Genomic DNA, 22,261 nt, shown 5'->3' with positions numbered 1-22,261 from the left:
ATGGGCGAGTTACGCGTGTAACACGGAGAAATGGGCTGACAAGCCCGGTAAGGCGGTGCGCACGGGACGTTTCGCGAGAATATAGCGCCGAACGCCACGATATTTTCAACTTGCCGCGCGGTTGCTGCAAGTTGATCGGAGCTTCCCTAAGTGGGAAGGTGAACGATTGATGGGGGATTTTGATCGCGCCGGGCATCACGCTAATATTTTTCGCCTTGGCTACATTTCTGGCCACAGCAAAACTGGTGCAGCGCTCTGTCACGATAACCAGCTCATGTTGTTCATCAAAAGCTGCATCCAGATGGGCTTCGCCCCAACGCTGAATCGATTGATCAATCTGACGCCCATTGACCTGACCACGCAAGTAATGAATCTCCCACAGTTCCGTGAACAGGGTGGGCAAGTGATCAACCTTGTGAACTGTTCGGAATATATCTCCTGGAATGAGCTTGTCGAATGGCTGAATCTTCAAGGTCACTCCATCAAAATGATCAGTTTTCCCGAATGGCAACGCAAGCTCATCGCCGACGGTGAGGATAACCCACTGTACCGTTTTCTTCCATTATATGGACAACCTGACGCTCATGAAAAAATACTGCGATTTGCTAAAGAGATACATAATTTCCGCACCGAAAAAATGGAAGAACTCGACGACAAAGGCCTCATTAAATTGCCCCCATTGAAATACTCATTACTCGAAAGCTATTTTGCCTACCTATATACCGTCAACTTTATATCGCATCCCCAACTGGCAGCATAATCAGCCAAAATCGTCGTCGTGCGTGTCGCTACTCGGCGCGCTCGACGCTTCCGATTTTAATATCGTAAAAGGCCCTACCATGGCGACTGTTAGCCTTGTCCACGAAACGCCCGCTATGTCCCGCCCATTCGTCTTCATACTGGCGAGTCTTTGCGCCTTGGCGGTTGCGAACATTTATTATGCTCAGCCGCTACTGTTCCTAATCAACAATTCTTTACCTGGTAGTGCAGGCGACGCTAGTCTGATAGCGACTGTTGTACAGCTTGCCTATGCCGCTGGGTTAGTATTTTTTGTACCTATTGGCGATCTAATGAATCGCCGAAAACTGTTAATTGTCCTCCTTGGGTGTAATGCGCTGGGTTCCGCGTGGGCGGCTTATGCCGGAAATCTCACTCTACTGATCGGGGCCAATGTTTTAATTGGACTGACTGCGGTCAGCGCCCAGATCATATTGCCTGCGGCTTCAACCTGGAGTTCAGAAGCCGACCGTGGCCGGACAATGGGCACTCTATTGAGCGGGCTATTCGCAGGAGTGCTTTTCGGCCGAGCACTGGCTGGCTTTGTGGGCGATCACTGGGGGTGGCGAGCCATGTATAGCTTGGCGGCGTTGATCGATATCGGCCTGCTGGCTGTTGTCTTCACTTACTTTCCTAATAATCGCCCAAATGCACAGTTGTCCTACGGCCGCTTACTCGCATCACTTTGGGATCTACTTGTCAGTCAACCCGTACTGCGCAAGGCCTGTGTGGCTGGAGCTCTCATGTTTGGGGCTTTCAGCGCCCTATGGGGAGCACTGGCCAATCTGTTGGCACAACAACCCTTTAATTACGGCAGCGAGATCGTTGGCCTATTTGGTTTTACGGGGCTGGCGGGAATGTTCGCTTCACCCAAAATCGGTATGCTGGCAGATCGGATCGGTGCAACCCGCGTAGTCGGGTTCGGAGCGCTTGCTATTGCGCTTGGCTTTGGTCTGATAGCTCTGGCCGGGCATGGCCTTTGGTTGCTTATTCCGGGAATGTTATTGCTGGACATTGGTAGCCGGTCCGGCCTCCTGGGCAACCAACTGCGCATCTATACCCTGGCTCCTGCGATGAGAAGCCGTTTAAATACCGCATTTATGTGCACGTATTTCTTGGGGGGGGCCGTAGGTACAAGGTTGGGTGGAATCATTGCACTAGATGCAGGATGGACGAGTTTAGCTGCTCTGGGGGCAAGCCTCGCAGTGATCGCCGGGCTGTCGACTCTCGGTAGCCAAAAACATCAGAGTTCATGAGGGAGGGCCCTCGCACAGGGCGTTCTCATTTGAGATAAATCGAGCCGCTCGGGCCCCTTAAACTATTTGGGTGCAGGATAAGACGCTATTGGCTGCGCGATGATCAATGGGAGCGCCTCGCGATGGCGGCCTAATAGCCGACCAATCTTTCGCAGATGTATTTTTGCTGTAGGAAATAAATCTGAGAATCATCTGGCCGGCCTCCCCACCTCTTCAGGCGCTGCAACCTGTGCCCCACGAGCAATCAACAACTCCCGCAACACCGAGCGATGGCAGTGGCGTTCTTCCTTGCAGTAGCAACCGATGGCCAGCGAGGTTTGATGGGACAGGGCAGCCAGCAAATCGAGCAGTTGGCTGGGGGCAGGGTGGTTCATTTCGGTCTTGAATTTACGTCGAAAGGCTTCCCAGTCTTTTTCGTCTTCCGCAGCTTTCGCTTCTGCTACAAGCTCTGCGCTGGGAGACAGGACGGGGAGCCAGGTGTCGTAGTAGTCGCGGCTGGCGAATTCGGCTTTCGGAACGCCGCGCGGTGGGCGGCGGACGGTGCCCAGGCGCAGCCCTTCATGGGGTGTACGGGGCGTGCCCAATTGCACGATATGGATAGGCATTCACGCCTCCATTAATGATGACTGCGCTCAAGCCAGTCAGCGGCCGAGCGGCAGATGCAGATCCCCAGGAAGTAAGCCGACATCGCCAGCCACAGCCCCATGACCCAAGGGTTGACGGTCGGGTGGTTGAGGACCAGTGACAGGCTGCACAGCAACCAGATGGACGTCACGGCAATGTTGATCGGCATGAACCGCCGCACGCGAAACGGGTGCAGGAACTTCATTCGGGTCACCGTCAACAGCGCCAGGCCGATAATGGTCAGCAGCGTCAGCCAGGGTGTCGGCGCAATGATGTAGAGGCACAGGGTGACGACGTTCCACGCAGCGGGGAAACCCTGGAAGTAATTGTCCTTGCTCTTCATGTTGACGTTGCAGAAGCAATAGAGCGACGAGACCAGGATCACTGAGGTGGTCAGCAGCGGGGTGTAGGCCGGCAAGTCGATGTAACGGTAGATGAACAGGGCCGGGATGAACACGTAGGTCAGGTAGTCGATGACCAGATCCAGTATGGACCCGTCGAGATGCGGCAGTACCGTTTGGACATTGACCTTGCGCGCCAGCGCGCCGTCCACACCATCGACGATCAGCGCCACGCCCAGCCACAGCAGGCAGGCCCTGGGCTGGTTATCGAACAAGGCGAGGGTCGCCAGGAAGGCGGTCACCACGCCGGTTGCGGTAAAACCGTGGGCGCCCCAGGCTTTAAGCGTGGCCATGCGTCGGGTCGTTATCAAGGGGGCGTTCTCCAGCGAATGATACGGGCCAGTTGCTACCACCGACGGGGTCACCGGTGCACCTATCGACCGGGTATCCGGCAATAAGGTTCACCTGCGCTCAAACGACCCGAAGTCGACACCCATTAAAAATAGACCATCTCCTGTCGCTGCCATGTTTATCGAGCAGTACTTTTTACCGGTCAGTGCTCAATCACCTGCCTGCGCCTGGATGTGCAATTACGCAAGATTGTTCAAGACAGGAGGTTGATCGGCTGACACAGTTGGCGACCTTTCCTTCGTTGTAGAGCGCTATGTCTGACAATCTATTGCCGCGCAGTGCTTTCCTGCGCGGTGCCGCTGCCGTCATGCCCTTGTCCCTGGCGACTGCGCCATGGGGGCTGTTGGCGGGTTCGATGGCCATTGAGGCCAACCTCACTCCACTGCAAGGCCAGGGCTTGTCGAGCATCGTCTTTGCGGGTGCTGCGCAGTTGGTCGCGATCGGGATGCTCAAGGGCGGCGCCGGGATTTTCTCGATTCTGCTGACCACCTTGCTGCTGACCTCGCAACACCTGCTGTACGGCATGAGCATGCGTCCGGTGGTTTCGCCGTTGCCGGGTCGCTGGCGGGTGGGGCTGGGCTTTTTGCTCACCGACGAGCTGTTCGCGCTGACCAGTCAATTTGACCAGCGGCAGTTCAACCGCTGGTACGCCCTCGGGGTGGGCCTGACCTTTTATGTCGCGTGGAACCTCTTCACCCTCGCCGGGATTGTGCTGGGCAGCAGCATTCCGGGCCTTGAACGCCTGGGCCTGGATTTTTCCATCGCGGCCACGTTTATCGCGCTGATCACCCCCGTGGTGCGCAACGTCCCGACGGTCGTCTGTGTGGCGGTTTCGCTGTTCTGCTCGGTGCTCTTCAATTATTGGCACTGGGGCTCGGCGCTGGTGCTGGCCGGCTTGCTGGGAATGAGTGCCGGGTTTGTCTGCAACAAGTTTTATGGAGCGCGCACATGATGGTCTGGGCGGTTATTTTTGGCATGGGCATGCTGGTTTTTCTCAACCGCTATGTGTTCCTTGAACCACGGTTGCCCGTGCGCCTGAGCAGCAATGCGCGGCAATTTCTCGGGTTTGCGGTGCCGGGCATGCTCACGGCGATCTGCGGGCCGATTGTGTTCATGCCCGACCATCAACTGAATCTGCAGTACGACAATCCGTACCTGATCAGTTCACTGGTCGCCATCGGCCTGGTGCTCTACACCCGCAGTACCCTGATCAGCATGCTGCTGAGCATGGGCTTCTTTTTCCTGCTGCGCTGGTGGCTGTGACCCGCCGCCTTACTTTTTCGGGGTTTTGCTGCTGCCGGGAATGTGCAGGTAATTCATCACGCTTTCGGTGAGTTCGGTCGCCAGCTTCACCGCCTCTTTGTTACGCGCCATCACGCCGGCAACCAGGCCTTCGATCAGTGCCAGTACCGCGATATTGGAACTGGTCAGCACCGGGTGGTCGGCCGGCGCAAACAGCACGTGCTGAGCAATGTGGGTCAGGGGTGAGGCGGGCGAGTCGGTGATCGCCAATACCGTCGCGCCACGCTCATGGGCAAAGCGCGACAGCTGCAGGGTGTCGAGGGAATAGCGCGGCAGCGAGATCGCCAGCAGCACGTCCTGATCGGTAATTGCAGCCAGTCGATAGGCGGCGTTTTCGTTGCCGCCTTCCATGCTGATCGCCGTGGCGTCGGCGCAGAACGGCATCAGTGTCGAGGCCGCGAGACCGGCCATGTAGACACTGTTGCCAAACCCGAGGATGTAGATCTTGCGCGCCTCGATCAGGCAGGTGACCACGGCTTCGAAGGTGTCGGGGTGATTGTTGGTGCCGGCGGTGCCAAGGTTGCTGGTGGCGCTCTGGATCTGCTCATGCAGCCCGAACGCACCACCGGGGCGGTGCGCCAGTTCGTTACGCAGTTTGTCCACTGGGGACACCATCTGCTGCAAGGTCGCGACCAACTCGGCTTTCATGCCGCTGTAACCGCCCAGGTCCAACGCCTTGGCCAGACGGTTGACCGCCGCTGGTGAGGTGGAGGTTTCATGGGCCATCTCTTCGATGGTCAGTGTCGCGGCTTTCAGCGGATGGCGCAGGATGAAGTCTGCCACCTTGCGCAGCGATGGCTGCAAGTCGGCAAGAATTTCTGCCAGTTTGCGCATGACCGGCGCGGCGTAGACCGTGGTGTTTTTCGAAGGAGTAGGCATAACCGGCTCAACATCCGCAGGAGGTTGGAAGGGACCAGGTCTGGTCCCTGACATGAGTGCGCGCCAGTGTATCCGAAGCCGACCGTTGGCGTGCAGAAGCCAAAACGGTCGGTGAGCGGCTTACTTCAGGCTGCCGGCCAAGAACTGCTGGAGGCGTTCAGACTGTGGGTTGACCAGCACTTCACGCGGGTTGCCACGTTCTTCGACCTGACCTTTGTGCAGGAACACCAGTTGGTTCGACACCTCCCTGGCAAAACCCATTTCGTGGGTCACCACCACCATGGTCCGACCTTCCAGGGCCAGGTCCTGCATGACTTTAAGCACTTCGCCGACCAACTCCGGGTCGAGCGCCGAGGTCGGTTCATCGAACAACATCACTTCCGGCTCCATCGCCAGCGCGCGAGCAATCGCCACGCGCTGCTGTTCGCCACCCGACATGTGCGCCGGATAAGCACCCATGCGATGGGCCACGCCGACCTTGTTCAGGTAGTGCTCGGCCTTTTCCCGGGCGAGTTTCTTGTCCAGGCCCAGCACATGCACCGGCGCTTCCATGACGTTTTCAAGGGCGCTCATGTGCGACCAGAGGTTGAAATGCTGAAACACCATTGCCAGCCGCGAGCGCATTCGTTGCAGCTGTTTTGGCTCGGCGGCTTTGAGCCCGCCGGTCTTGTTGGCGACCAATTTCAGTTGCTCGCCATTGAGCAGGATGTTGCCCGAGTTAGGTTGCTCCAGCAGGTTGATGCAACGCAGGAAGGTGCTTTTACCCGAGCCACTGGAGCCGATGATGCTGATCACGTCGCCGGCTTTGGCTTCCAGGGACACGCCCTTGAGCACTTCGTGGGTGCCGTAGCGTTTGTGCAGGTCCTGAATTTCAAGTGTGTTCATGGTGTCGATTCTCTTGAGTCAGTCGCTGAGCAAGCGACCCTGGCGAATGGGGGTAGAGCCTGCGACCTTGGCCAGCCACAAGCCCGGTTGGGCAAAGCGCAGGCGTTCGCGGGCATAAAGAATGCCGTCGGTGCTGGCCTTCACCACGCTGTGGCGATCGGTCAGCGGGTCGAGCACTTCGAACAACGGGTCACCGACCGAGACTCGGGCACCCAGCGGTTGCAGAAAACTCACCACGCCGGGGTGTGGCGCATAGGCGTATTGCGCACCGGCAAAAGGAGTCGCATCGCAGCAAGTGGCCGGCGCGTCTGGCCAGTCGCCGCTGATCAGGCCCTGTTCGGCCAGGTAGCCGAGGATTTGCTCGGCACTGGCCATACACGGTTCACGTTCGGTGTCGGCCATGCCACGCAGTTCGATGGTGGTCGCCACGCAGGCCAGCGGAATGTTCGCCAGCGGGAACAGCTCGGCCAGGCGTAACCAGGGGATCGCGCAGGCTTCATCGAAGGCATTGCCGCCAGCGTCCTCGGCCAGCAGAACGGCTTCAGCGTTCAGGCGTGCGGCCAGTGAACGCAGGCGCGGCCAGTTTTGCGGCAGGGCGTACAGCAACATGATCGACTCGAAATCGCAGTGCAGGTCCAGCACCACATCGGCGTCGCAGGCGTGCTGCAACAGCAGGCGGCGCAGGCCGTCGAGTTCCGATTCGGCCAGCGGCATGTCGGCAATGACTTCAATCATGGCACGCCGGATCAGCGCCACGTTGGCCTCGGCATCCTCGCCCAGTTGGCCCTTCAACTGCACGGCCACGGCTTCGGCCAGTTCCGGGAAGTCACGGTTGAAGTTCTTGCCGCTGTTGAATTCGAAGCGTCCCTGATGAGTGGCCTGGAACATTTGCCCGATACCGATCGGATTGGCCATCGGCACCAGTTCGATCACGCCGGTCAGGCGGCCTTGTAATTCCAGCTCGCGCAGACGGCGCTTGAGCTCGACGGCGACGCGCATGCCGGGCAGTTCGTCGGCATGCAGCGATGCCTGGATGTAGGCCTTGCGTGAGCCGCTGCCAAATCGAAACAGCGACAGCGTGCGTTCAGTGCCGCAGGCGCTCCAGGGCAAAACGTAGTGGATGTGTTCCATGGGACTTCCTTAGTGCTTGCGTGGGGCCAGGTACGCCAGCCAGTGACGTTCGGCGAGCTTGAACAGGCGCACGAGAATGAAGGTCAGGGCCAGGTAGATCAGGCCGGCAGTGATGAACGCTTCGAACGGCAGGTAGAACCGCGAGCTGACCGTGCGCGCCGCACCGGTGATGTCGACCAGGGTGACGATCGACGCCAGGCTGGTGGTCTGCAGCATCATCAGCACTTCATTGCTGTATTGCGGCAACGCTCGGCGCAGGGCCGACGGCAGCAGAATGCGGCGGTACAGGGTCAGGCGTGACATGCCCATCGCCTTGGCGGCTTCGATCTCGCCGTTGGGGGTGGACTTCAGGCTACCGGCCAGCAGCTCTGCGCTGTAGGCACTGGTGTTGATCGCAAAGGCCAGGCAGGCGCAAAAGGTCGCGCTGGACAGGTACGGCCAGAGCACGCTTTGGCGTACCGCTTCGAACTGCGCCAGGCCGTAATAGATCAAAAACAGCTGTACCAGCATCGGCGTGCCACGAATGGCGTAGGTGTAGAGCCAGGCCGGGAAGTTAATCAGCGGCGAGCGGGAGACGCGCATCAATGCCAGTGGAATGGCCAGCATCAGGCCAAAAGCCAGGGAAATCAGCAGTACTTTGAGGGTCAATAACGCGCCACTGAAATACAGCGGCAGGTTTTCCCAGATCAGGTTGTAGTCGAGCATGGTCGGTTCGCTCCCACTCACAGAACGGCGGCTTTGATGCCGACCGAGTAGTGTTTTTCCAGGGCGCGCAGCACCAGCAACGAGACGCTGGTCAGCACCAGGTACAGCGCCGCCACCGCGAGGAAAAACGTAAAGGGTTCGTGGGTCGCGTCGGCAGCGTTCTTGGCCTTGAACATCATGTCCTGCAGGCCGATCACCGATATCAACGCCGTGGATTTGGTCAGCACCAGCCAGTTGTTGGTGAAGCCGGGAATCGCGAAGCGAATCATTTGTGGCACCAGAATCCGCCAGAACACCTGGGCGCTGCTCATGCCGTAGGCCGCGCCGGCTTCAGCCTGACCTTGCGGGATCGCCATGAAGGCGCCGCGAAAGGTTTCCGAGAGGTAGGCACCGAAAATGAAACCCATGGTGCAGACACCCGCCACAAACGGGTTGATGTCGATGTAGTGGGTGTAACCGAGCCCGAGGGCGATGCGGTTCACCAGGTCCTGGCCGCCGTAGAAAATCAGCAGGATCAGTACCAGGTCGGGGATACCGCGAATCACTGTGGTGTAGCCTTCGCCCAGCGTCGACAACCATTTGAGCGGCGAGAGGCGAAACGCCGCGCCGATCAGGCCCAGGGTAATGGCCAGTGCCATGGAGCTCAGAGCCAGATTGATCGACAGCCAGGCGCCATCGAGAATGCTCGATCCGTAGCCGTGAAGCATGATGAAGTTCCTCACCCGAAGCGCCGGCAGGCGCGCGGGACCATACGGATTAATTGCTATCAATCAAGGTGCAAACCTGTAGGAGCGAGCCTGCTCGCGATAGCAGTCTGACAGTCAACATAGATGTTGAATGTGCTGGCCTCATCGCGAGCAGGCTCCCTCCCACAACGCTTATTCGCCGTAGATATCGAACGCGAAGTACTTGGCCATGACCTGCTGGTACTTGCCATTGGCACGGATCGCATCAATCGCCGTGTTCAGGCGTGCCGCGTTCGCGGTATCGCCTTTGCGCAGCGCAATCCCGGCGCCCCGACCGAAGTATTTCGGGTCATTGATGTCCGGTCCCACCAGGGCGAAACCGTTACCGGCCGGGGTCTTGATGAAGCTCTCGTTGGTGTTGACGATGTCGGCGAGGGTGGCGTCCAGTCGGCCCGACGCCAGGTCGAGGAAGGCTTCATTTTGCGAGGAGTAACGCACCACCTCGACGCCGGCGGGCGCCAGTTGCTCGGTGGCGTAGCGGTCGTAGGTGGAGGAGCGTTGCACACCGAGTTTCTTGCCCTTGAGATCGACCTTCGGGTCATTGATCGCCTGGCCGGCCTTCGCCGCGAACTTGCCGGGGGTGTGGTAGTACTTTTCGCTGAAGTCGACGGACTTCAGGCGGTCGTCGGTAATCGACATCGACGACAGCACCGCATCGATCTTGCGCACTTTCAACGAGGGGATCATCCCGTCGAATTCCTGGATGACCCACTGGCATTTGATCTTCATTTCTTCGCACAGGGCATTGCCGATGTCGTAGTCGAACCCGCTGATGTTGCCTTCCGGGGTCTTGAAGGAGAACGGCGGGTAGGCGGCTTCGATACCGATGCGCAGGCTGTCTTCGTCGGCGTGGGCCAGGGTGCTGACGGCGCAAAATGCCAGAGCAGCCAGAAGTCCGGTCTTGTTCATATTGTTGACTCCGTGGATAGGGTGTTGGGGGTGAATGCCTTCCGGTCTGGCGGGGGTGCAGCGGGTTGCGTGTCCATGGAGCGTATAAATGACACGTTTTATTTCATAAATCAAATGTGTGAAAATAAAAATATCAAACAGGCTGCTGTTTCAGCCAGACGGTCATGGCGCAACAAGGAGACAGTGCCCTGACGGCACAAGGAGGTTTGGCGGCTACGGTTGATGGCGGGAGGTTATAAAGTCAGATCATATTGGTATAAGTGGTTATAAGAAAAATCGCTATGCTGACTGCCAGATTTTTAAGTCGTCGCGCTGGTTTTGTAAGGTATGGCAATGGACTTCGGTAATTTGGGTTTTGTAGTCGCAGGCTTGGTTGTCGGGTTCGTTGTCGGAATGACCGGTGTAGGGGGAGGCTCGTTGATGACGCCGATCCTTCTATGGTTCGGCATCAACCCGGCCACGGCCGTCGGGACTGATTTGTTGTATGCCGCGATCACCAAGTCCGGCGGTGTGCTGGTTCATCAAAAGCACCGGAACATCGACTGGAAAATTACCGGCTGGCTGACATTGGGCAGTGTGCCTGCCGTTGTCATGACCTTGTTGTTCCTGAAATACCTCAACACGGATCCGCACGCGACCAATGCCGTTATCAAGCAGGCGTTGGGCTTTGTATTGCTGCTGACGGCGCTGGCTATTTTCTTCAAGCGCCAACTCTTGGCGTTTGCCCAAAAACATGCGGGCGATCATTACCACCTCAGTAACCGGAACCTGAACCTGCTGACCATCGTCACGGGCGCGATACTCGGTGCGATGGTCGCTTTGACCTCCATCGGTGCCGGCGCCCTGGGAACTGTGGCGCTGTTCATTCTGTACCCGTTCCTGGCAACCAAACGCCTGGTCGGCACAGAAATCGCCCACGCCGTACCGCTGACCCTGGTTGCGGGACTGGGGCACGCGAGCATGGGCAATATGGATTGGCACCTGCTGGGCTTTCTGCTGATGGGGTCGTTGCCGGGGATCTATATCGGCAGTCACCTGACCAGAAAAATTTCCGACGGTGTGTTGCGTCCTTGCCTGGCCGTCATGCTGGTGTTCATCGGCTACAAATTGGTGTTTTGATCCCCGGCATGGCGCTGCCCCTCTCAGCGCCATGCCCGAGGCATACCCCCACGATTATTTACGCGCCTCCAGAATCAGGTTGAACGGTGTCTCTGCTGCCCGGCGGAAATGCTTGAATCCGGCCTGGGTGAATACATCCCGCAGCCGTGCTTCACCCGCTTGGGCCCCGAGCCCCAGGCCGACTTCCTGAGACAAGGAGTTAGGCGTGCAGATGAACGTCGACGCGGCGTAGAACAGCCGTCCTACCGGAGTCGCGTTTTCGTCGAGACGGTCATTGGCATACGGCTCCACCAGCAGCACCGTTCCGTCGGGCTTGAGCGACTCATAGGCATGTTTGGCAGCGCCCACCGGGTCGCCCATGTCGTGGAGGCAATCGAAGTAGCAGATCAAATCGTAGTCATTGCCCGGAAAGTTCTTGGCGGTACTCTGAACGAAGCGCGCGCGATCGGCCACGCCACCTTCTTCAGCACGTTGGGTGGCAGTGGTGATGGATGGCGCGTGATAGTCGAAGCCGACAAAACTGGAGGCGGGGAACGCTTTGGCCATGACCACCGTTGAAGCGCCGTGGCCGCAACCGACATCTGCAACCTTGGCCCCGGCTTGCAGTTTGCCCACCACGCCTTCAAGCGCAGGTAACCACTCGCCGACCAGGTGTGCGCGGTAGCCGGGTCTGAAGAAGCGTTCGGTGCCTTTGAACATGCAACTGTGGTGATCGCCCCAGGCGAGGGCGCCATTGCCGCGCATGGCGGCGATCAGTTTGTCTTTGTCATGGTAGAACGAGGCAATGACTGAGGCGCCGCCCGGGACATAAACCGGTGAGTCCTCAATCGCCAGCGCCAGGGCTTGCTCTTCCGGCAGGCGGAATTTCCCGTCGACGTGTTCCATGTAGCCAGAGGCTGCGTGAGCGCTGAGCCATTCGCGCAGCAGTCGTGCGTTGCAGCCAGTCTTGCTGGCCAGTGCTTCAGGGGTGACAGGCTGGCTGTCGGCCATCGCCCGGTACAAACCGAGTTCATCGCCCAGGATCATGTTCGCGAGCATCGCTGCGCCGCCCATGTCGGAAACCACCTTGCCCATGAAGTCATTGAGTTTGGCTTCGTCCATATCTGCTCCTCCTGAAAAAAGACCACCGGTGAAGGAGGGCGTGTGCAGAGGCAGCAACCTTTCAGGCGGCAGTCAGATGGATGATCAGGGCGACACTGCAGGCGCGTTGTGAAGCCAAACCGTCTGCAACGCGAATGCCCGGACACACGACATGTCCGGGCGAGTGGGACGCGATAACGTCGTCCTGCAAGATGTCACTGTGGGGCCGTGCCCCACAGGACGATTGCGATAGGCCATTGGCTCCAGCGTCGTGAGCGGGTTTCATCGACAGACTCGCTGCTTACGGACCCGGATTTGGCATCGTCCCCCCTACGGGGGACAAAATAAGTGTAGCTCGCGATCGAGCAGCGTGCTGCGCCTCAAGGGGCTCGCGGTGTGAGCCTGGGCAAACCAAATGGCCTAAACCCGTGTCGCGAAATTCGGTTGCGGATTAAGCCCGCTCGCCTAATCTTCGCTGCATGGCGATAGAAATTTCAGGCGACTGGGTCGGGTCTGTTGACGTTTGGCATCGCAACGCGTTCGGAAAAAAACGTCAACAGACCCTGAATCTTTCGCTTTGATGCGCAATCATAAAGTGTGGAAATCAAAAGGAGATGCGCATGCTCATTCGGTCACTGACCCTTGCAACTCTGCTCGCTGTCGCCGGCCCTCTATTCGCCGCCGACAACGACACGCCCCTGGCACAGGAACGCGGCAGGACCCGGCCGCTGATTGTCATCGCTCCCAGCAGCATCGACCCGACACTGGTCAGCCTGAAAAAATCCCTGGCGGAACCGGCCAACAGCCAGGCCTTCAAAGAACGCAATATGGTGCTGTACACCGTGGTCAACCTCATGGGCCAACGTGACGGCAAGGACCTCGATGCACAAACCACCATGGCGCTGATTCGCGAGTTGAAACTGGGCGTCAGTGGTGAGACCAAGGTCATTCTGGTGGGCAAGGACGGCGAGAAAAAACTCGACCACCTCGGCCCGATCGAGGCCAAGGATCTGTTTGCCACCGTTGACCAGCTTCCAGCCGCCGAGAAAGAGGCAGCGCCACCTGCGCCGCCACCCGTAGAGGCTGCGCCGGTCAAGGGCGGTAAAGGAGGGAAGGGCAAAGCTGCAAAACCGGCTGCGCCACCGCAACCCTTGGATGATTGATACGCTTGTCTGGCATGACATGTCGGCTCAACACATGCAATCCCCGTAGCAGCTGCCGAGCTCGCGAGGCTGCGTTCGAGGACGAAGTCCTCGCAAATCCTGCATACGCGGATTACCGGAACAAACGTGTTGCCTGATTTCACGACCGCTTCGCGGCCGAACGCAGCCTTCGGCAGCTGCTACGGGGATTGCGTGAAATCCGGGATTTTTGAATTGACTGGCGCCACCAGCCGTACATGCTCCAGGTTCAATGTTGCGTCAGTGACAGGTCATCCTGGAAAAACAGTTTTAGCCAGGCAAAAAAAGACCCGGCGCCACCGAAGTCGCGCCGGGTGTGTTGCCAGTCAGCGAGCGGATATCGTGGGTCCGCACGCTGACTGTTGAACGCCTGCGGGTTTAAGCCCGCTCGATCGCCAGGGCCACGCCCTGACCGCCACCGATGCACAAGGTGGCGAGGCCTTTCTTGGCGTCACGCTTGATCATTTCGTGCAGCAACGACACCAGCACTCGGCATCCCGACGCACCAATCGGATGACCCAACGCAATGGCGCCACCGTTGACGTTGACCTTGCTTGCATCCCATTCCAGCTCTTTGCCGACTGCCAGTGATTGCGCGGCGAAGGCTTCGTTGGCTTCGATCAGGTCCAGTTGATCGAGGCTCCAGCCGGCCTTGTCGAGGCAGCGGCGGGTCGCCGATACCGGAGCAATGCCCATGATCGCCGGGTCGACGCCAGCATTGGCGTAGGCAGCGATTTTTGCCAGTACCGGCAAGCCCAATTGCCTGGCCTTGTCAGCGCTCATCAGCAACACCGCAGCGGCGCCGTCATTGAGCGAAGAGGCATTGCCGGCGGTGACGCTGCCGTCTTTCTTGAAGGCCGGTTTGAGCTTGGCCAAAGACTCGGCAGTGGTCTCGGCGCGAGGTTGTTCGTCGACCGCGAAGGACAACGGATCACCTTTGCGCTGCGGGATCAGGATCGGCGTGATCTCGTCGGCAAAACGCCCGGCTGCGATAGCCGCCGTGGCTTTTTGCTGCGAAGCGGCGGCGAAGGCGTCCTGCTCCTCACGGGTCAGGTGGTACTTGTCCACCAGGTTCTCGGCGGTGATGCCCATGTGGTAGTCGTTGAATGCATCCCACAGGCCGTCGCTGATCATGCTGTCGACCATTTTCGCATGGCCCATGCGCAGGCCAGTGCGAGCGGCCGGCAATACGTATGGCGCCAGGCTCATGTTTTCCATGCCGCCTGCGATGATCACCTCGGCATCGCCGCAACGAATGGCTTGCGCACCCAGGTGCAAGGCCTTGAGGCCAGAGCCGCAGACCTTGTTCAGGGTCATCGCCGGAACAGCGTGGGGCAGGCCGGCGAGGATCGACGCCTGACGTGCCGGGTTCTGGCCGGAGCCTGCGGTCAGCACCTGACCGAGGATCACTTCATCGACCTGATCCGCTGCCAGACCGGTTTGCGCGAGCAATTGACGAATCACCGCGGCACCGAGTTCCGGAGCCGGGATGCTGGCCAGCGAACCCTGGAAACTGCCAATGGCGGTACGGGTGGCGGCAACAATCACAACGTCTTGCATCTAATTTCTCCTCAGGGTGCGGTTCAGGCGAACTGCATTTCCGGAACATGGTCGGGAACGATCAGTTTACCAGCGGTCTTGCTGACGATTTCCTCGACGCTCACACCGGGTGCACGCTCCTTGAGGATGAACGCGCCGTTTTCGATTTCCAGGTAGGCCAGATCGGTCAACACGCGCTTGATGCAATTGGCACCGGTCAGCGGCAGGCTGCAATACGGCAGCAGTTTCGACTCACCGTCCTTGGAGGCGTGGGTCATGGTCACGATGATGTTGTCGGCACCGGCCACCAGGTCCATCGCGCCGCCCATGCCCTTGACCAGTTTGCCGGGGATCATCCACGAGGCGATGTTGCCGTGAACATCGACTTCAAATGCACCGAGCACGGTGAGGTCGATGTGGCCGCCGCGGATCATCGCGAAGGATTCCGCAGACGAGAAAATCGAGGCGCCAATGCGCGCGGTGACGGTCTGCTTGCCGGCGTTGATCATGTCGGCGTCGACTTTATCGTCGGTCGGAAAGGCGCCCATGCCGAGCAGGCCGTTTTCCGATTGCAGCATGACTTCCATGCCTTCGGGGATGTAGTTGGCGACCAGGGTCGGAATGCCGATGCCGAGGTTCACGTAGTAGCCGTCTTTCATTTCGCGGGCGACGCGCTGAGCCATTTGTTCGCGGGTAAGAGCCATTTTTTTATTCTCCACTGTTCGGGCTGGGGGCGAGGATCACTTGCGCACGGTGCGTTGTTCGATACGTTTTTCGAACGTGCCGCAGATGACCCGGTCGACGTAGATGCCAGGGGTATGGATCTGCGAAGGGTCCAGCTCGCCGGGTTCGACGATCTCTTCGACTTCAACCACGGTGATCTTGCCGGCAGTGGCTGCCAACGGGTTGAAGTTCTGCGCGGTGTGGCGGTAGATCACGTTGCCGAAGTGGTCGGCTTTCCAGCCTTTGACGATGGCGAAGTCGCCGGTGATGGACTCTTCCATCAGGTACGGACGGCCCTTGAATTCACGGATTTCCTTGCCTTCGGCCACTGGGGTGCCGACGCCGGTGGCGGTGAAGAACGCCGGAATGCCAGCGCCGCCAGCGCGCATTTTTTCCGCCAGGGTGCCTTGCGGGGTCAGCACGACTTCAATCTCGCCGCTCAGCAGTTGCTTTTCGAACAGAGCGTTTTCGCCGACATAGGAGGCGACCACTTTGCGGATCTGGCGATCTTCCAGCAGTACGCCGAGGCCAAAACCGTCGACGCCGCAGTTGTTGGAAACCACGGTCAGGTCGCGGGTACCTTTGCGCTTGATTTCGGCGATCAGGTTTTCCGGAATACCGCACAACCCGAAGCCGCCAGAGATCACGGTCATACCGTCTTCGAGGCCTGCCAGAGCCTCCTCATAGGAACTCACGCGCTTGTCGAAACCTGCCATATGCACCTCTTTTATTCTTTGTGGGCGGCTGGCTAGCCGTATGGGGTGGAGTGTTGCTCTATCAGATTGATTTGATAAGTTGATTTTTAAGGTTGATTGATAGATAAAACTCAGCAATCGATTGTAGTCAGCAGGGTGAGGAACGGTGATGACAGTCAAGCAGATCAGGGCGTTTTTGGCAGTGGCGCAGAGTTTGAGCTTTGCGGTGGCCTGTGAGCGGCTGCACCTGTCGCAGTCGGCGTTGAGTTTGACCATCAAGGCGCTGGAAGACGGGCTCGGTGGGCGGCTGTTCAGCCGCACCACCCGCAACGTTGCGCTGACCCCGGAGGGCGAGTCCCTGCTGCCGCTGGCCCGGCGGCTGATCGCTGACTGGGACAACGCCGAGGATGAAATGCGCCAGCGTTTCACCCTGCAGCGAGGGCGGGTGACGCTGGCGGCGATGCCCTCGTTTGCCGGCAACCTGCTGCCGCCGATCCTCAAGACCTTTCGCGCGCGTTACCCCAAGGTCAACGTCACGGTGAACGACGTGATCAACGAGCAGGTGCTGGAAATGGTCCGTGACCGTCATGTGGAGCTTGGGGTGGCGTTTGAGCCGACGCAGAGTTCGTCGCTGGAATTCACTCCGTTGTACATGGATCGCTTTGTCGCGGTGGTGCCGAGTGATTCGCCGCTGGCCGAGCGTGCCGAGATCGACTGGAAAACGCTGCTGGAGCAGCCGTTTATCACGTTGCAGCGGCCGTCGACGGTGCGGGTGATGCTTGAGGAACACTTGCAGGCGCGGCAGATGAAGTTGCCGGTGGAGTTTGAGAGTCATCAGTTGGCGACCGTCGGGCGGATGGTTGCCAGTGGGCTGGGGGTGAGTGCGGTGCCGGCGTTGTGTGTCGAGCAGATGCGTGAGCTTGGGGCGTGTTGCATTACCTTGAGTGATCCGGTGATTGAGCGGGCCATTGGGGTGTTGACCAAGCCGGGTCATGAGCTGTCGGCGGCGGCGCAGGCGTTGTTTGACATCCTCAAGGACGAAGTTCGCCTGTAGTTGCCGCAGGCTGCGATCTGTTGGCCTTAGCGGCCTGACAGCCGACCCATCTCCCGCGGATGTACGCAGTCCAACTGTGGGAGCGAGCCTGCTCGCGATGACGACCTGATAGCCGACCTATCTCCCGCAGATGTACCCAGATCAAACCTGTGGAAGCTGGCCTGCCTGAGAAGGCGGCCTGACAGCCGGCCTGAGTGGTTGGGGGGCGCTACTTTATTTTGGGTGGGTGATGTCCGTAGCAGCTGTCGAGCTTGCGAGGCTGCGTTCGAGGACGAAGTCCTCGCAAATCCTGGGAACACGGTTTTCCTGGAAGAACGTGGTGCCTGATTTTACGACCGCTGCGCGGCCGAACGCAGCCTCGCAAGCTCGACAGCTGCTACGGGCGTAGTCCTGTGTGGCATTTCAACGTTGTGTAGAGTCCGATGCTGCGATGGCGGCCACTCAATCGATGAAGTTTCCGGGCGAACTTGTCGGAGATTTCCCGCATGCTGTGGCGGTGTGCATGAACTGGTGCGTGATGGGCTTCATCGATAGTCTTGGGCTGTCACTGCAAATTCAGTGACAGGGTGTGGAAGCCCTTCTATCGTTAGGCGCACAAAGCGCCACCAGTTCGGCGTTTTTTATCGTCTGAGTTTTATGGTTGCTGTGCGCGGGGTGCTTTCGAGCGCGCCGGGTGCCTAACGTCCCGGTCTTCCACACCTGCGTACAGCCGCCACCTATTGCGTGGAAGTGATGTCTGGCGGCTTCAACCCATACGTTAGGAGTTAGAACAATGAACACCTACACCCCCAATCCCCCCTACGTCCCGCCAACCTCCCATCCTTCCAACCGCTACATGGCCCTCACCAGCAACTGCTCCGACATGCCCACCCTGTTCGTCGACACCCACGCACCACTCGATATCCTGCTCGACGCTGCCCGTTATCGCATTCGTGCGGTGACTCAGGTACTGGAGAACCTAGCCATGCGTGGCGAAATTGCCAGCGATTCAGTAATCCTCAACGACTTCGCCTTGCTGTGCGCCATTCCGTTGCGTGATGGTTGTGATCTGCTGGATGTGCTCGGGCGGCGGTTGCCAGAACCCGTTTCGGCGTCAGTTAAATAGAGTGTTCAGTGCAGTCTGTCTTTTTCTCGATCCTGCGACAGGCTTTTCACGAATTACTTACATCCTGAAGCGCAGATTGAACTGACAAAAGGATTTGACCCCATCAAGCAGAAAGCCCGCCATGTGCGGGTTTTTTGCTGTTTGTCTGGCACGTTATGCGGCAGCCGCTTGCTGTTGTTGCTTGAGCAACGGCACGGCACGCACGGAGCTGCCTGCTTGTAATTGCAGGCGCTTGGCGGTCAGGCGATCGACCAGCAAGCTGTTGCCGACCAGTCGGGCGCGGGCGGCGGTGATCCGGCAGTTTTCTAGGCGCTGGTTATGGATCAGCCAGAGCGGCGCGTTGTCGTCAGGTGTGCCGACCATCAGGTCCAGAGACTGGCTGTTGCGCACGGCACGGATTTTCGAAACCTGGGCTTCGATGACCGGGCCGCCGTCGAAGATGTCGATGTAACCCTTATGGGCAAAGCCTTCGTTGCAGAGGATTCTGCGCGCCGGTTCGGCGTTTTGATGGGCCTTGCCGATCACCGCCTGGGCTTGCTCGGTGAGCAGGCAGGTGTACAGCGGCTGACGTGGCATCAACTCAGCGATGAACGACTTGTTGCCAAGCCCGGACAGGTGATCGGCGTGGCTGAAATCCATTTTGAAAAAATGTCGACCCAGGCTGTCCCAGAACGGCGAGCACCCGTGTTCGTCGGCGCTGCCGCGCAGCTCGGCGATCAGTTTTTCGCCGAACAGGTGCGGGAACTCGGCAACAAACAGCAATTGCGCCACCGACAGCAGCCGGCCGTTATGGCCCTGACGCTGATCCGGGCGCAGGAACAACGAGCGGATTTCCGATTGGCCGGTCATTTCGTTGTTGAGGAACAAGGTCGGGATTTGTCGACGGATTCCCAGGTCCGCCGAGGTGTTGACCGTCAACCCGACGCGGTAGTTGTACCAGGGCTCGCGCAGCCCGACGGCACCTGCCAGCGCGCTGACGCCGATCACTTGCTGATCGTCGTCTTCGAGCACGAACAGGTAGTCGGCGTCGGCCCGTTCAACCTGACCGGCAAAGGTCCGCTGCGCCCAACGTACACGCAGGGTCAGACGTTCTTCGTTGGCCGGCAGCGAAGTGAACCCCGGGCCGGCGCTGCGTGCCAGCGCCAGTAACGCAGGCAGGTCGGTCATTTGAACCGGGCGCACGATCATGATGGAGCTCCTTGAGTGCGGAAGACCTGCTTCATAGCGCAATCAGCCGAACCGGGCCGCCGTTGTCCAGTTGCAAGGCGTCGAGCTGGGTGGCGTCGAGCATGACGGGTTCGTCTGCGCTCCAGTCCAGTTCGGCGACAATCGCCCGGTAGTTTTCCAAAGAGTCATTGCTCAGCAGGTACGGCGTCTTGCCGCCGCTGTGTGAACTCAAGCGGGCAACGGCCGTGCGGGTCTGGGCGATCGAACGAATGCTCGGGGTGCGCGCAAACAGTGTCGGCCCACCGTCGAAGAGGTCGATGTAGCTGTTGGTCTCGAAGCCCTCACGTTCAAGGATGTCGAAGGCTTCCTGGCCATCCGGATGAATCCGGCCAATACACGCCTGAGCGCTTTGCGGCAGCATCGGCACGTAGATCGGGTAGTGCGGCATCAACTCGGCGAGAAAGCTTCGGTTCTGCAAGCCACAGAGACGTTCGGCCTCGACGTAGGGCAGGTCGAAAAAGTGCTTGCCCAGCGCATCCCAGAATGGCGATTCACCCGTGTCGCTGCTGTAGCCGACGATTTCGGTAATCACGGCGTCGGAAAAGCGTTGCGGATGGGCGGCGATGAACATCAGTCGGGCCCGTGAAAGCATTTCCGAGGAGGGCGTGCGTTCAAGCTCGGTGTTGATGTGAAAACCGCGCAGCAAGGTATGGGCGCTGAGGTCCTGGCATAACGACAGCGCCGGCACCCCGTGATGAATGTTCAGCTCGCGCGACTCACTGGTGAACGGGCGATTGCGCAGGCTGTAGAAGGGCTCGTTGAAACCGGCGGTCGCGAGGACTTCCGAACAGCCCAGCAGCCGTTGACCGGCCAGATCTTCCAGCACGAAGAAATAGTTCTCCGGACCCTGGCTCTTCACGTCACTGGCAAACGATGCGCAGGATGCGAGAATCTTCTGACGCAGGTGCTCGGTGTCGTCTGGCAACGAGGTGACACCCACCAGGCTGTCGCGCGCAAGTTGTTGCAACTGAGTCAGGTCGGATAACTGAACTGGGCGTAAGGCCAGCATGGATGCACTCCTGTATCAAAGGGCCTGATACCGGGCATCAGGCTTGACTATCACTGTCGGTTTCCACGCACTACAACGGCGGTCGGCTAATCCTTGTCAGCGACCGCTCGACGTTTTAAGTACTGACCTTTTCTAACTGTTGGAAGGGTCCGGCAATACAGCGCTGGCGCCGATTCTGTTGAGGAAAAACAGATAGACCAGGCCTGCTGCAATCCAGATACCGCCGAGCTTTTGCGCATCGACACCCATGTTGTACAAGATGGCGCTGACGATGATGAAGCCGATCACCGGGCAAACCAGGTGACGGATCAACTGGCCGGACTTCTGCCGACGCCAGTAGTAGTTGATCACCGTCAGGTGCAGCAGCATGAAGCCGCTCAAAGCCCCGAAGTTCACCAATGAAGTCAGGGTGTCCACCGAGTTGATGAACAGGTAGCAGATCAGCAGCGACAGCACCGCCACCAGGTAAATGCTGATGTACGGGGTGTTGTGTTTGGGGTGGACCTTGGCCAGTACTTTGGGCAGTTTGCCGTCGCGTGCCATGCCAAATAGCAAGCGCGATACCGCGGCTTGCGAGGTGATCGCTACCGCCACGCCCCAGGCCAGTGCCGTGGCTACACCGGTGACAGTCGCCAGCCAGCTGCCGGCGGCGATTTCGGCGATTTCATAGAACGCGGTATCAGCGGACTTGAAGCCCATGCCGGCGGCCAGGTCCGTGGCGATCCAGGTCTGCACGACAAAAATCACCCCCATGACCACCAGCGTGATCAACGCGGCTTTGCCGACGCTGCGGCCCGGGTCGCCCTTGATCTCTTCGGCCAGGGTCGAAATCGCATCGAAGCCCAAGAACGACAACACCGCAATCGACACCGCTTGCATCAACAACGCGAAGTTGAAGTGCTCAGGGTTGTACAGCGGCGCCAGGGTCAGCTGGCCGTTGCCGGTGCCACCGTGCAAGGCGGTCCAGGCGTAGAACAGGAAGATCCCCAGCACCACCAGTTGCGCCAGCAGAAAGATGATGTTCATCCGTGCGGTAAAGGTGATTCCCCGCAGGTTGACGAAGGTTGCACTGACCAGGAAGGCGAGGATGAAACCGACCTTGGGAATGTCCGGGTACAGGTGATTCAACGCCATCGCCGCATACACGTAGAGCAGCGGCGGGATCAGCAGGTAGTCGAGCAGCATCAGCCAGCCGGCGATAAAGCCGACATGCGGGTGCAGCCCGCGTTGAGCGTAGGAGTAGACCGAGCCGGCAATCGGGAAGGCTCGCGCCATACTGCCGTAACTCAGGGCGGTGAACAGCATCGCCACCATGCCGATGATGTAGGCCAGCGGCACCATGCCGGGCGCCTCCTGGTTGACGTAGCCGTATACGCCGAACGGGGCGATGGGGATCATGAAAATCATCCCGTAAACCACCAGATCGGTCAGCGACAGGCTGCGTTTCAACTCTTGCTTGTAGCCGAATTCTTCTATTTCCATGAAGCGGTTCTCCTTGTAAGTCACTACGGCAATGTGTTTGAACCAGGCAGGTAAAAACACGCTACAGCGTTTGTTATCGTT

23 protein-coding genes are annotated in these 22,261 nt (G+C 59.0%); 8 read left to right on the top strand and 15 right to left on the bottom strand.

Annotation, left to right across the window (positions count from 1 at the left end):
• The first annotated feature begins 121 nt into the window (after positions 1-121).
• Complete coding sequence (locus tag AC1DIH_RS26155) at positions 122-760, top strand: SDR family oxidoreductase (protein WP_477773828.1); 639 nt, start codon at positions 122-124, stop codon at positions 758-760.
• Positions 761-875: 115 nt separating this feature from the next.
• Entirely contained in the window at positions 876-2,033 is a 1,158-nt protein-coding gene (locus AC1DIH_RS26150) for an MFS transporter (protein ID WP_477773827.1), read from the top strand.
• Positions 2,034-2,221: 188 nt separating this feature from the next.
• On the opposite strand, the gene AC1DIH_RS26145 is transcribed toward AC1DIH_RS26150, so the two are convergent.
• Both AC1DIH_RS26145 and pcsA read right to left on the bottom strand, forming a co-directional pair.
• A complete protein-coding gene (locus tag AC1DIH_RS26145; RefSeq protein ID WP_477773826.1) occupies positions 2,222-2,638 on the bottom strand; it encodes a DUF488 domain-containing protein in 417 nt (138 codons plus the stop codon).
• 11 nt (positions 2,639-2,649) lie between these two features.
• Positions 2,650-3,351: a phosphatidylcholine synthase gene (gene pcsA / locus AC1DIH_RS26140; protein ID WP_477773825.1), complete on the bottom strand. Its 702-nt coding sequence runs from the start codon at positions 3,349-3,351 to the stop codon at positions 2,650-2,652.
• A gap of 311 nt (positions 3,352-3,662) precedes the next feature.
• On the opposite strand from pcsA, the gene AC1DIH_RS26135 reads away from it, so the two are divergent.
• Complete coding sequence (locus AC1DIH_RS26135) at positions 3,663-4,361, top strand: AzlC family ABC transporter permease (protein ID WP_477773824.1); 699 nt, start codon at positions 3,663-3,665, stop codon at positions 4,359-4,361.
• On the top strand, positions 4,361-4,672 hold the full coding sequence (locus AC1DIH_RS26130) for an AzlD domain-containing protein (RefSeq protein WP_162491294.1): 312 nt from the start codon (positions 4,361-4,363) through the stop codon (positions 4,670-4,672). The genes AC1DIH_RS26135 and AC1DIH_RS26130 overlap by 1 nt, the downstream gene beginning before the upstream one ends.
• A gap of 9 nt (positions 4,673-4,681) precedes the next feature.
• Here the strand turns inward: AC1DIH_RS26130 and AC1DIH_RS26125 are convergent, their stop codons facing one another.
• The 6 genes from AC1DIH_RS26125 to AC1DIH_RS26100 all read right to left on the bottom strand — a co-directional run bounded on the left by AC1DIH_RS26125 (position 4,682) and on the right by AC1DIH_RS26100 (position 9,966).
• Complete coding sequence (locus tag AC1DIH_RS26125; RefSeq protein ID WP_103317263.1) at positions 4,682-5,590, bottom strand: MurR/RpiR family transcriptional regulator; 909 nt, start codon at positions 5,588-5,590, stop codon at positions 4,682-4,684.
• A gap of 120 nt (positions 5,591-5,710) precedes the next feature.
• A complete protein-coding gene (locus AC1DIH_RS26120) occupies positions 5,711-6,475 on the bottom strand; it encodes an ABC transporter ATP-binding protein (protein ID WP_019689777.1) in 765 nt (254 codons plus the stop codon).
• 18 nt (positions 6,476-6,493) lie between these two features.
• Positions 6,494-7,606 (bottom strand): succinylglutamate desuccinylase/aspartoacylase family protein, encoded by a 1,113-nt coding sequence (locus AC1DIH_RS26115; protein ID WP_347927101.1) that lies wholly within the window; start codon positions 7,604-7,606, stop codon positions 6,494-6,496.
• A gap of 9 nt (positions 7,607-7,615) precedes the next feature.
• On the bottom strand, positions 7,616-8,311 hold the full coding sequence (locus AC1DIH_RS26110) for an ABC transporter permease (RefSeq protein ID WP_054597892.1): 696 nt from the start codon (positions 8,309-8,311) through the stop codon (positions 7,616-7,618).
• 17 nt (positions 8,312-8,328) lie between these two features.
• Positions 8,329-9,018, bottom strand: coding sequence for an ABC transporter permease (locus AC1DIH_RS26105; protein ID WP_103317257.1), 690 nt, complete (start codon positions 9,016-9,018; stop codon positions 8,329-8,331).
• A gap of 171 nt (positions 9,019-9,189) precedes the next feature.
• Positions 9,190-9,966 carry an ABC transporter substrate-binding protein gene (locus AC1DIH_RS26100; RefSeq protein WP_019689781.1) on the bottom strand — a complete coding sequence of 259 codons (777 nt, stop codon included), beginning with the start codon at positions 9,964-9,966 and terminating at the stop codon, positions 9,190-9,192.
• Positions 9,967-10,299: 333 nt separating this feature from the next.
• Between AC1DIH_RS26100 and AC1DIH_RS26095 the strand changes: the two genes are divergently transcribed.
• The gene (locus AC1DIH_RS26095; protein WP_477773823.1) at positions 10,300-11,085 is read left to right on the top strand and encodes a sulfite exporter TauE/SafE family protein; all 786 of its coding nucleotides are present in this window, start codon (positions 10,300-10,302) and stop codon (positions 11,083-11,085) included.
• Between the two features lie 54 nt (positions 11,086-11,139).
• Here the strand turns inward: AC1DIH_RS26095 and AC1DIH_RS26090 are convergent, their stop codons facing one another.
• Entirely contained in the window at positions 11,140-12,186 is a 1,047-nt protein-coding gene (locus AC1DIH_RS26090; protein ID WP_477773822.1) for a class I SAM-dependent methyltransferase, read from the bottom strand.
• A 599-nt stretch (positions 12,187-12,785) separates the two neighbouring features.
• On the opposite strand from AC1DIH_RS26090, the gene AC1DIH_RS26085 reads away from it, so the two are divergent.
• Positions 12,786-13,328, top strand: a complete 543-nt coding sequence (locus AC1DIH_RS26085) for a DUF4174 domain-containing protein (protein WP_477773821.1) — start codon at positions 12,786-12,788, stop codon at positions 13,326-13,328.
• Positions 13,329-13,724: 396 nt separating this feature from the next.
• Here AC1DIH_RS26085 and AC1DIH_RS26080 read toward each other — a convergent pair whose 3' ends face one another.
• From AC1DIH_RS26080 to AC1DIH_RS26070, 3 genes are read right to left on the bottom strand one after another with little or no spacing between them, the layout of a single operon-like run.
• Positions 13,725-14,906, bottom strand: a complete 1,182-nt coding sequence (locus AC1DIH_RS26080; protein ID WP_477773820.1) for an acetyl-CoA C-acetyltransferase — start codon at positions 14,904-14,906, stop codon at positions 13,725-13,727.
• Between the two features lie 23 nt (positions 14,907-14,929).
• On the bottom strand, positions 14,930-15,589 hold the full coding sequence (locus tag AC1DIH_RS26075) for a CoA transferase subunit B (RefSeq protein ID WP_019689786.1): 660 nt from the start codon (positions 15,587-15,589) through the stop codon (positions 14,930-14,932).
• 36 nt (positions 15,590-15,625) lie between these two features.
• Positions 15,626-16,324 carry a CoA transferase subunit A gene (locus AC1DIH_RS26070; RefSeq protein ID WP_019689787.1) on the bottom strand — a complete coding sequence of 233 codons (699 nt, stop codon included), beginning with the start codon at positions 16,322-16,324 and terminating at the stop codon, positions 15,626-15,628.
• A gap of 148 nt (positions 16,325-16,472) precedes the next feature.
• On the opposite strand from AC1DIH_RS26070, the gene AC1DIH_RS26065 reads away from it, so the two are divergent.
• Together AC1DIH_RS26065 and AC1DIH_RS26060 are read left to right on the top strand one after the other, a co-directional pair.
• Positions 16,473-17,357 (top strand): LysR family transcriptional regulator, encoded by an 885-nt coding sequence (locus AC1DIH_RS26065; RefSeq protein WP_054597883.1) that lies wholly within the window; start codon positions 16,473-16,475, stop codon positions 17,355-17,357.
• A 772-nt stretch (positions 17,358-18,129) separates the two neighbouring features.
• Positions 18,130-18,462, top strand: coding sequence for a hypothetical protein (locus AC1DIH_RS26060; RefSeq protein ID WP_054597882.1), 333 nt, complete (start codon positions 18,130-18,132; stop codon positions 18,460-18,462).
• Between the two features lie 153 nt (positions 18,463-18,615).
• On the opposite strand, the gene astA is transcribed toward AC1DIH_RS26060, so the two are convergent.
• From astA to AC1DIH_RS26045, 3 genes are all read right to left on the bottom strand, one after another.
• A complete protein-coding gene (gene astA / locus AC1DIH_RS26055) occupies positions 18,616-19,650 on the bottom strand; it encodes an arginine N-succinyltransferase (RefSeq protein ID WP_477773819.1) in 1,035 nt (344 codons plus the stop codon).
• A 31-nt stretch (positions 19,651-19,681) separates the two neighbouring features.
• Positions 19,682-20,698: an arginine N-succinyltransferase gene (locus AC1DIH_RS26050; RefSeq protein ID WP_477773818.1), complete on the bottom strand. Its 1,017-nt coding sequence runs from the start codon at positions 20,696-20,698 to the stop codon at positions 19,682-19,684.
• Between the two features lie 132 nt (positions 20,699-20,830).
• Positions 20,831-22,180 carry an APC family permease gene (locus tag AC1DIH_RS26045; RefSeq protein WP_477773817.1) on the bottom strand — a complete coding sequence of 450 codons (1,350 nt, stop codon included), beginning with the start codon at positions 22,178-22,180 and terminating at the stop codon, positions 20,831-20,833.
• Positions 22,181-22,261 lie beyond the last annotated feature (81 nt).

The sequence above is a fragment of the Pseudomonas sp. 05N36 genome, assembly GCF_056397385.1.
The sequence above is the reverse complement of the archived record's forward strand: the minus strand, read 5'-3'. Positions and strand labels throughout refer to the sequence as shown.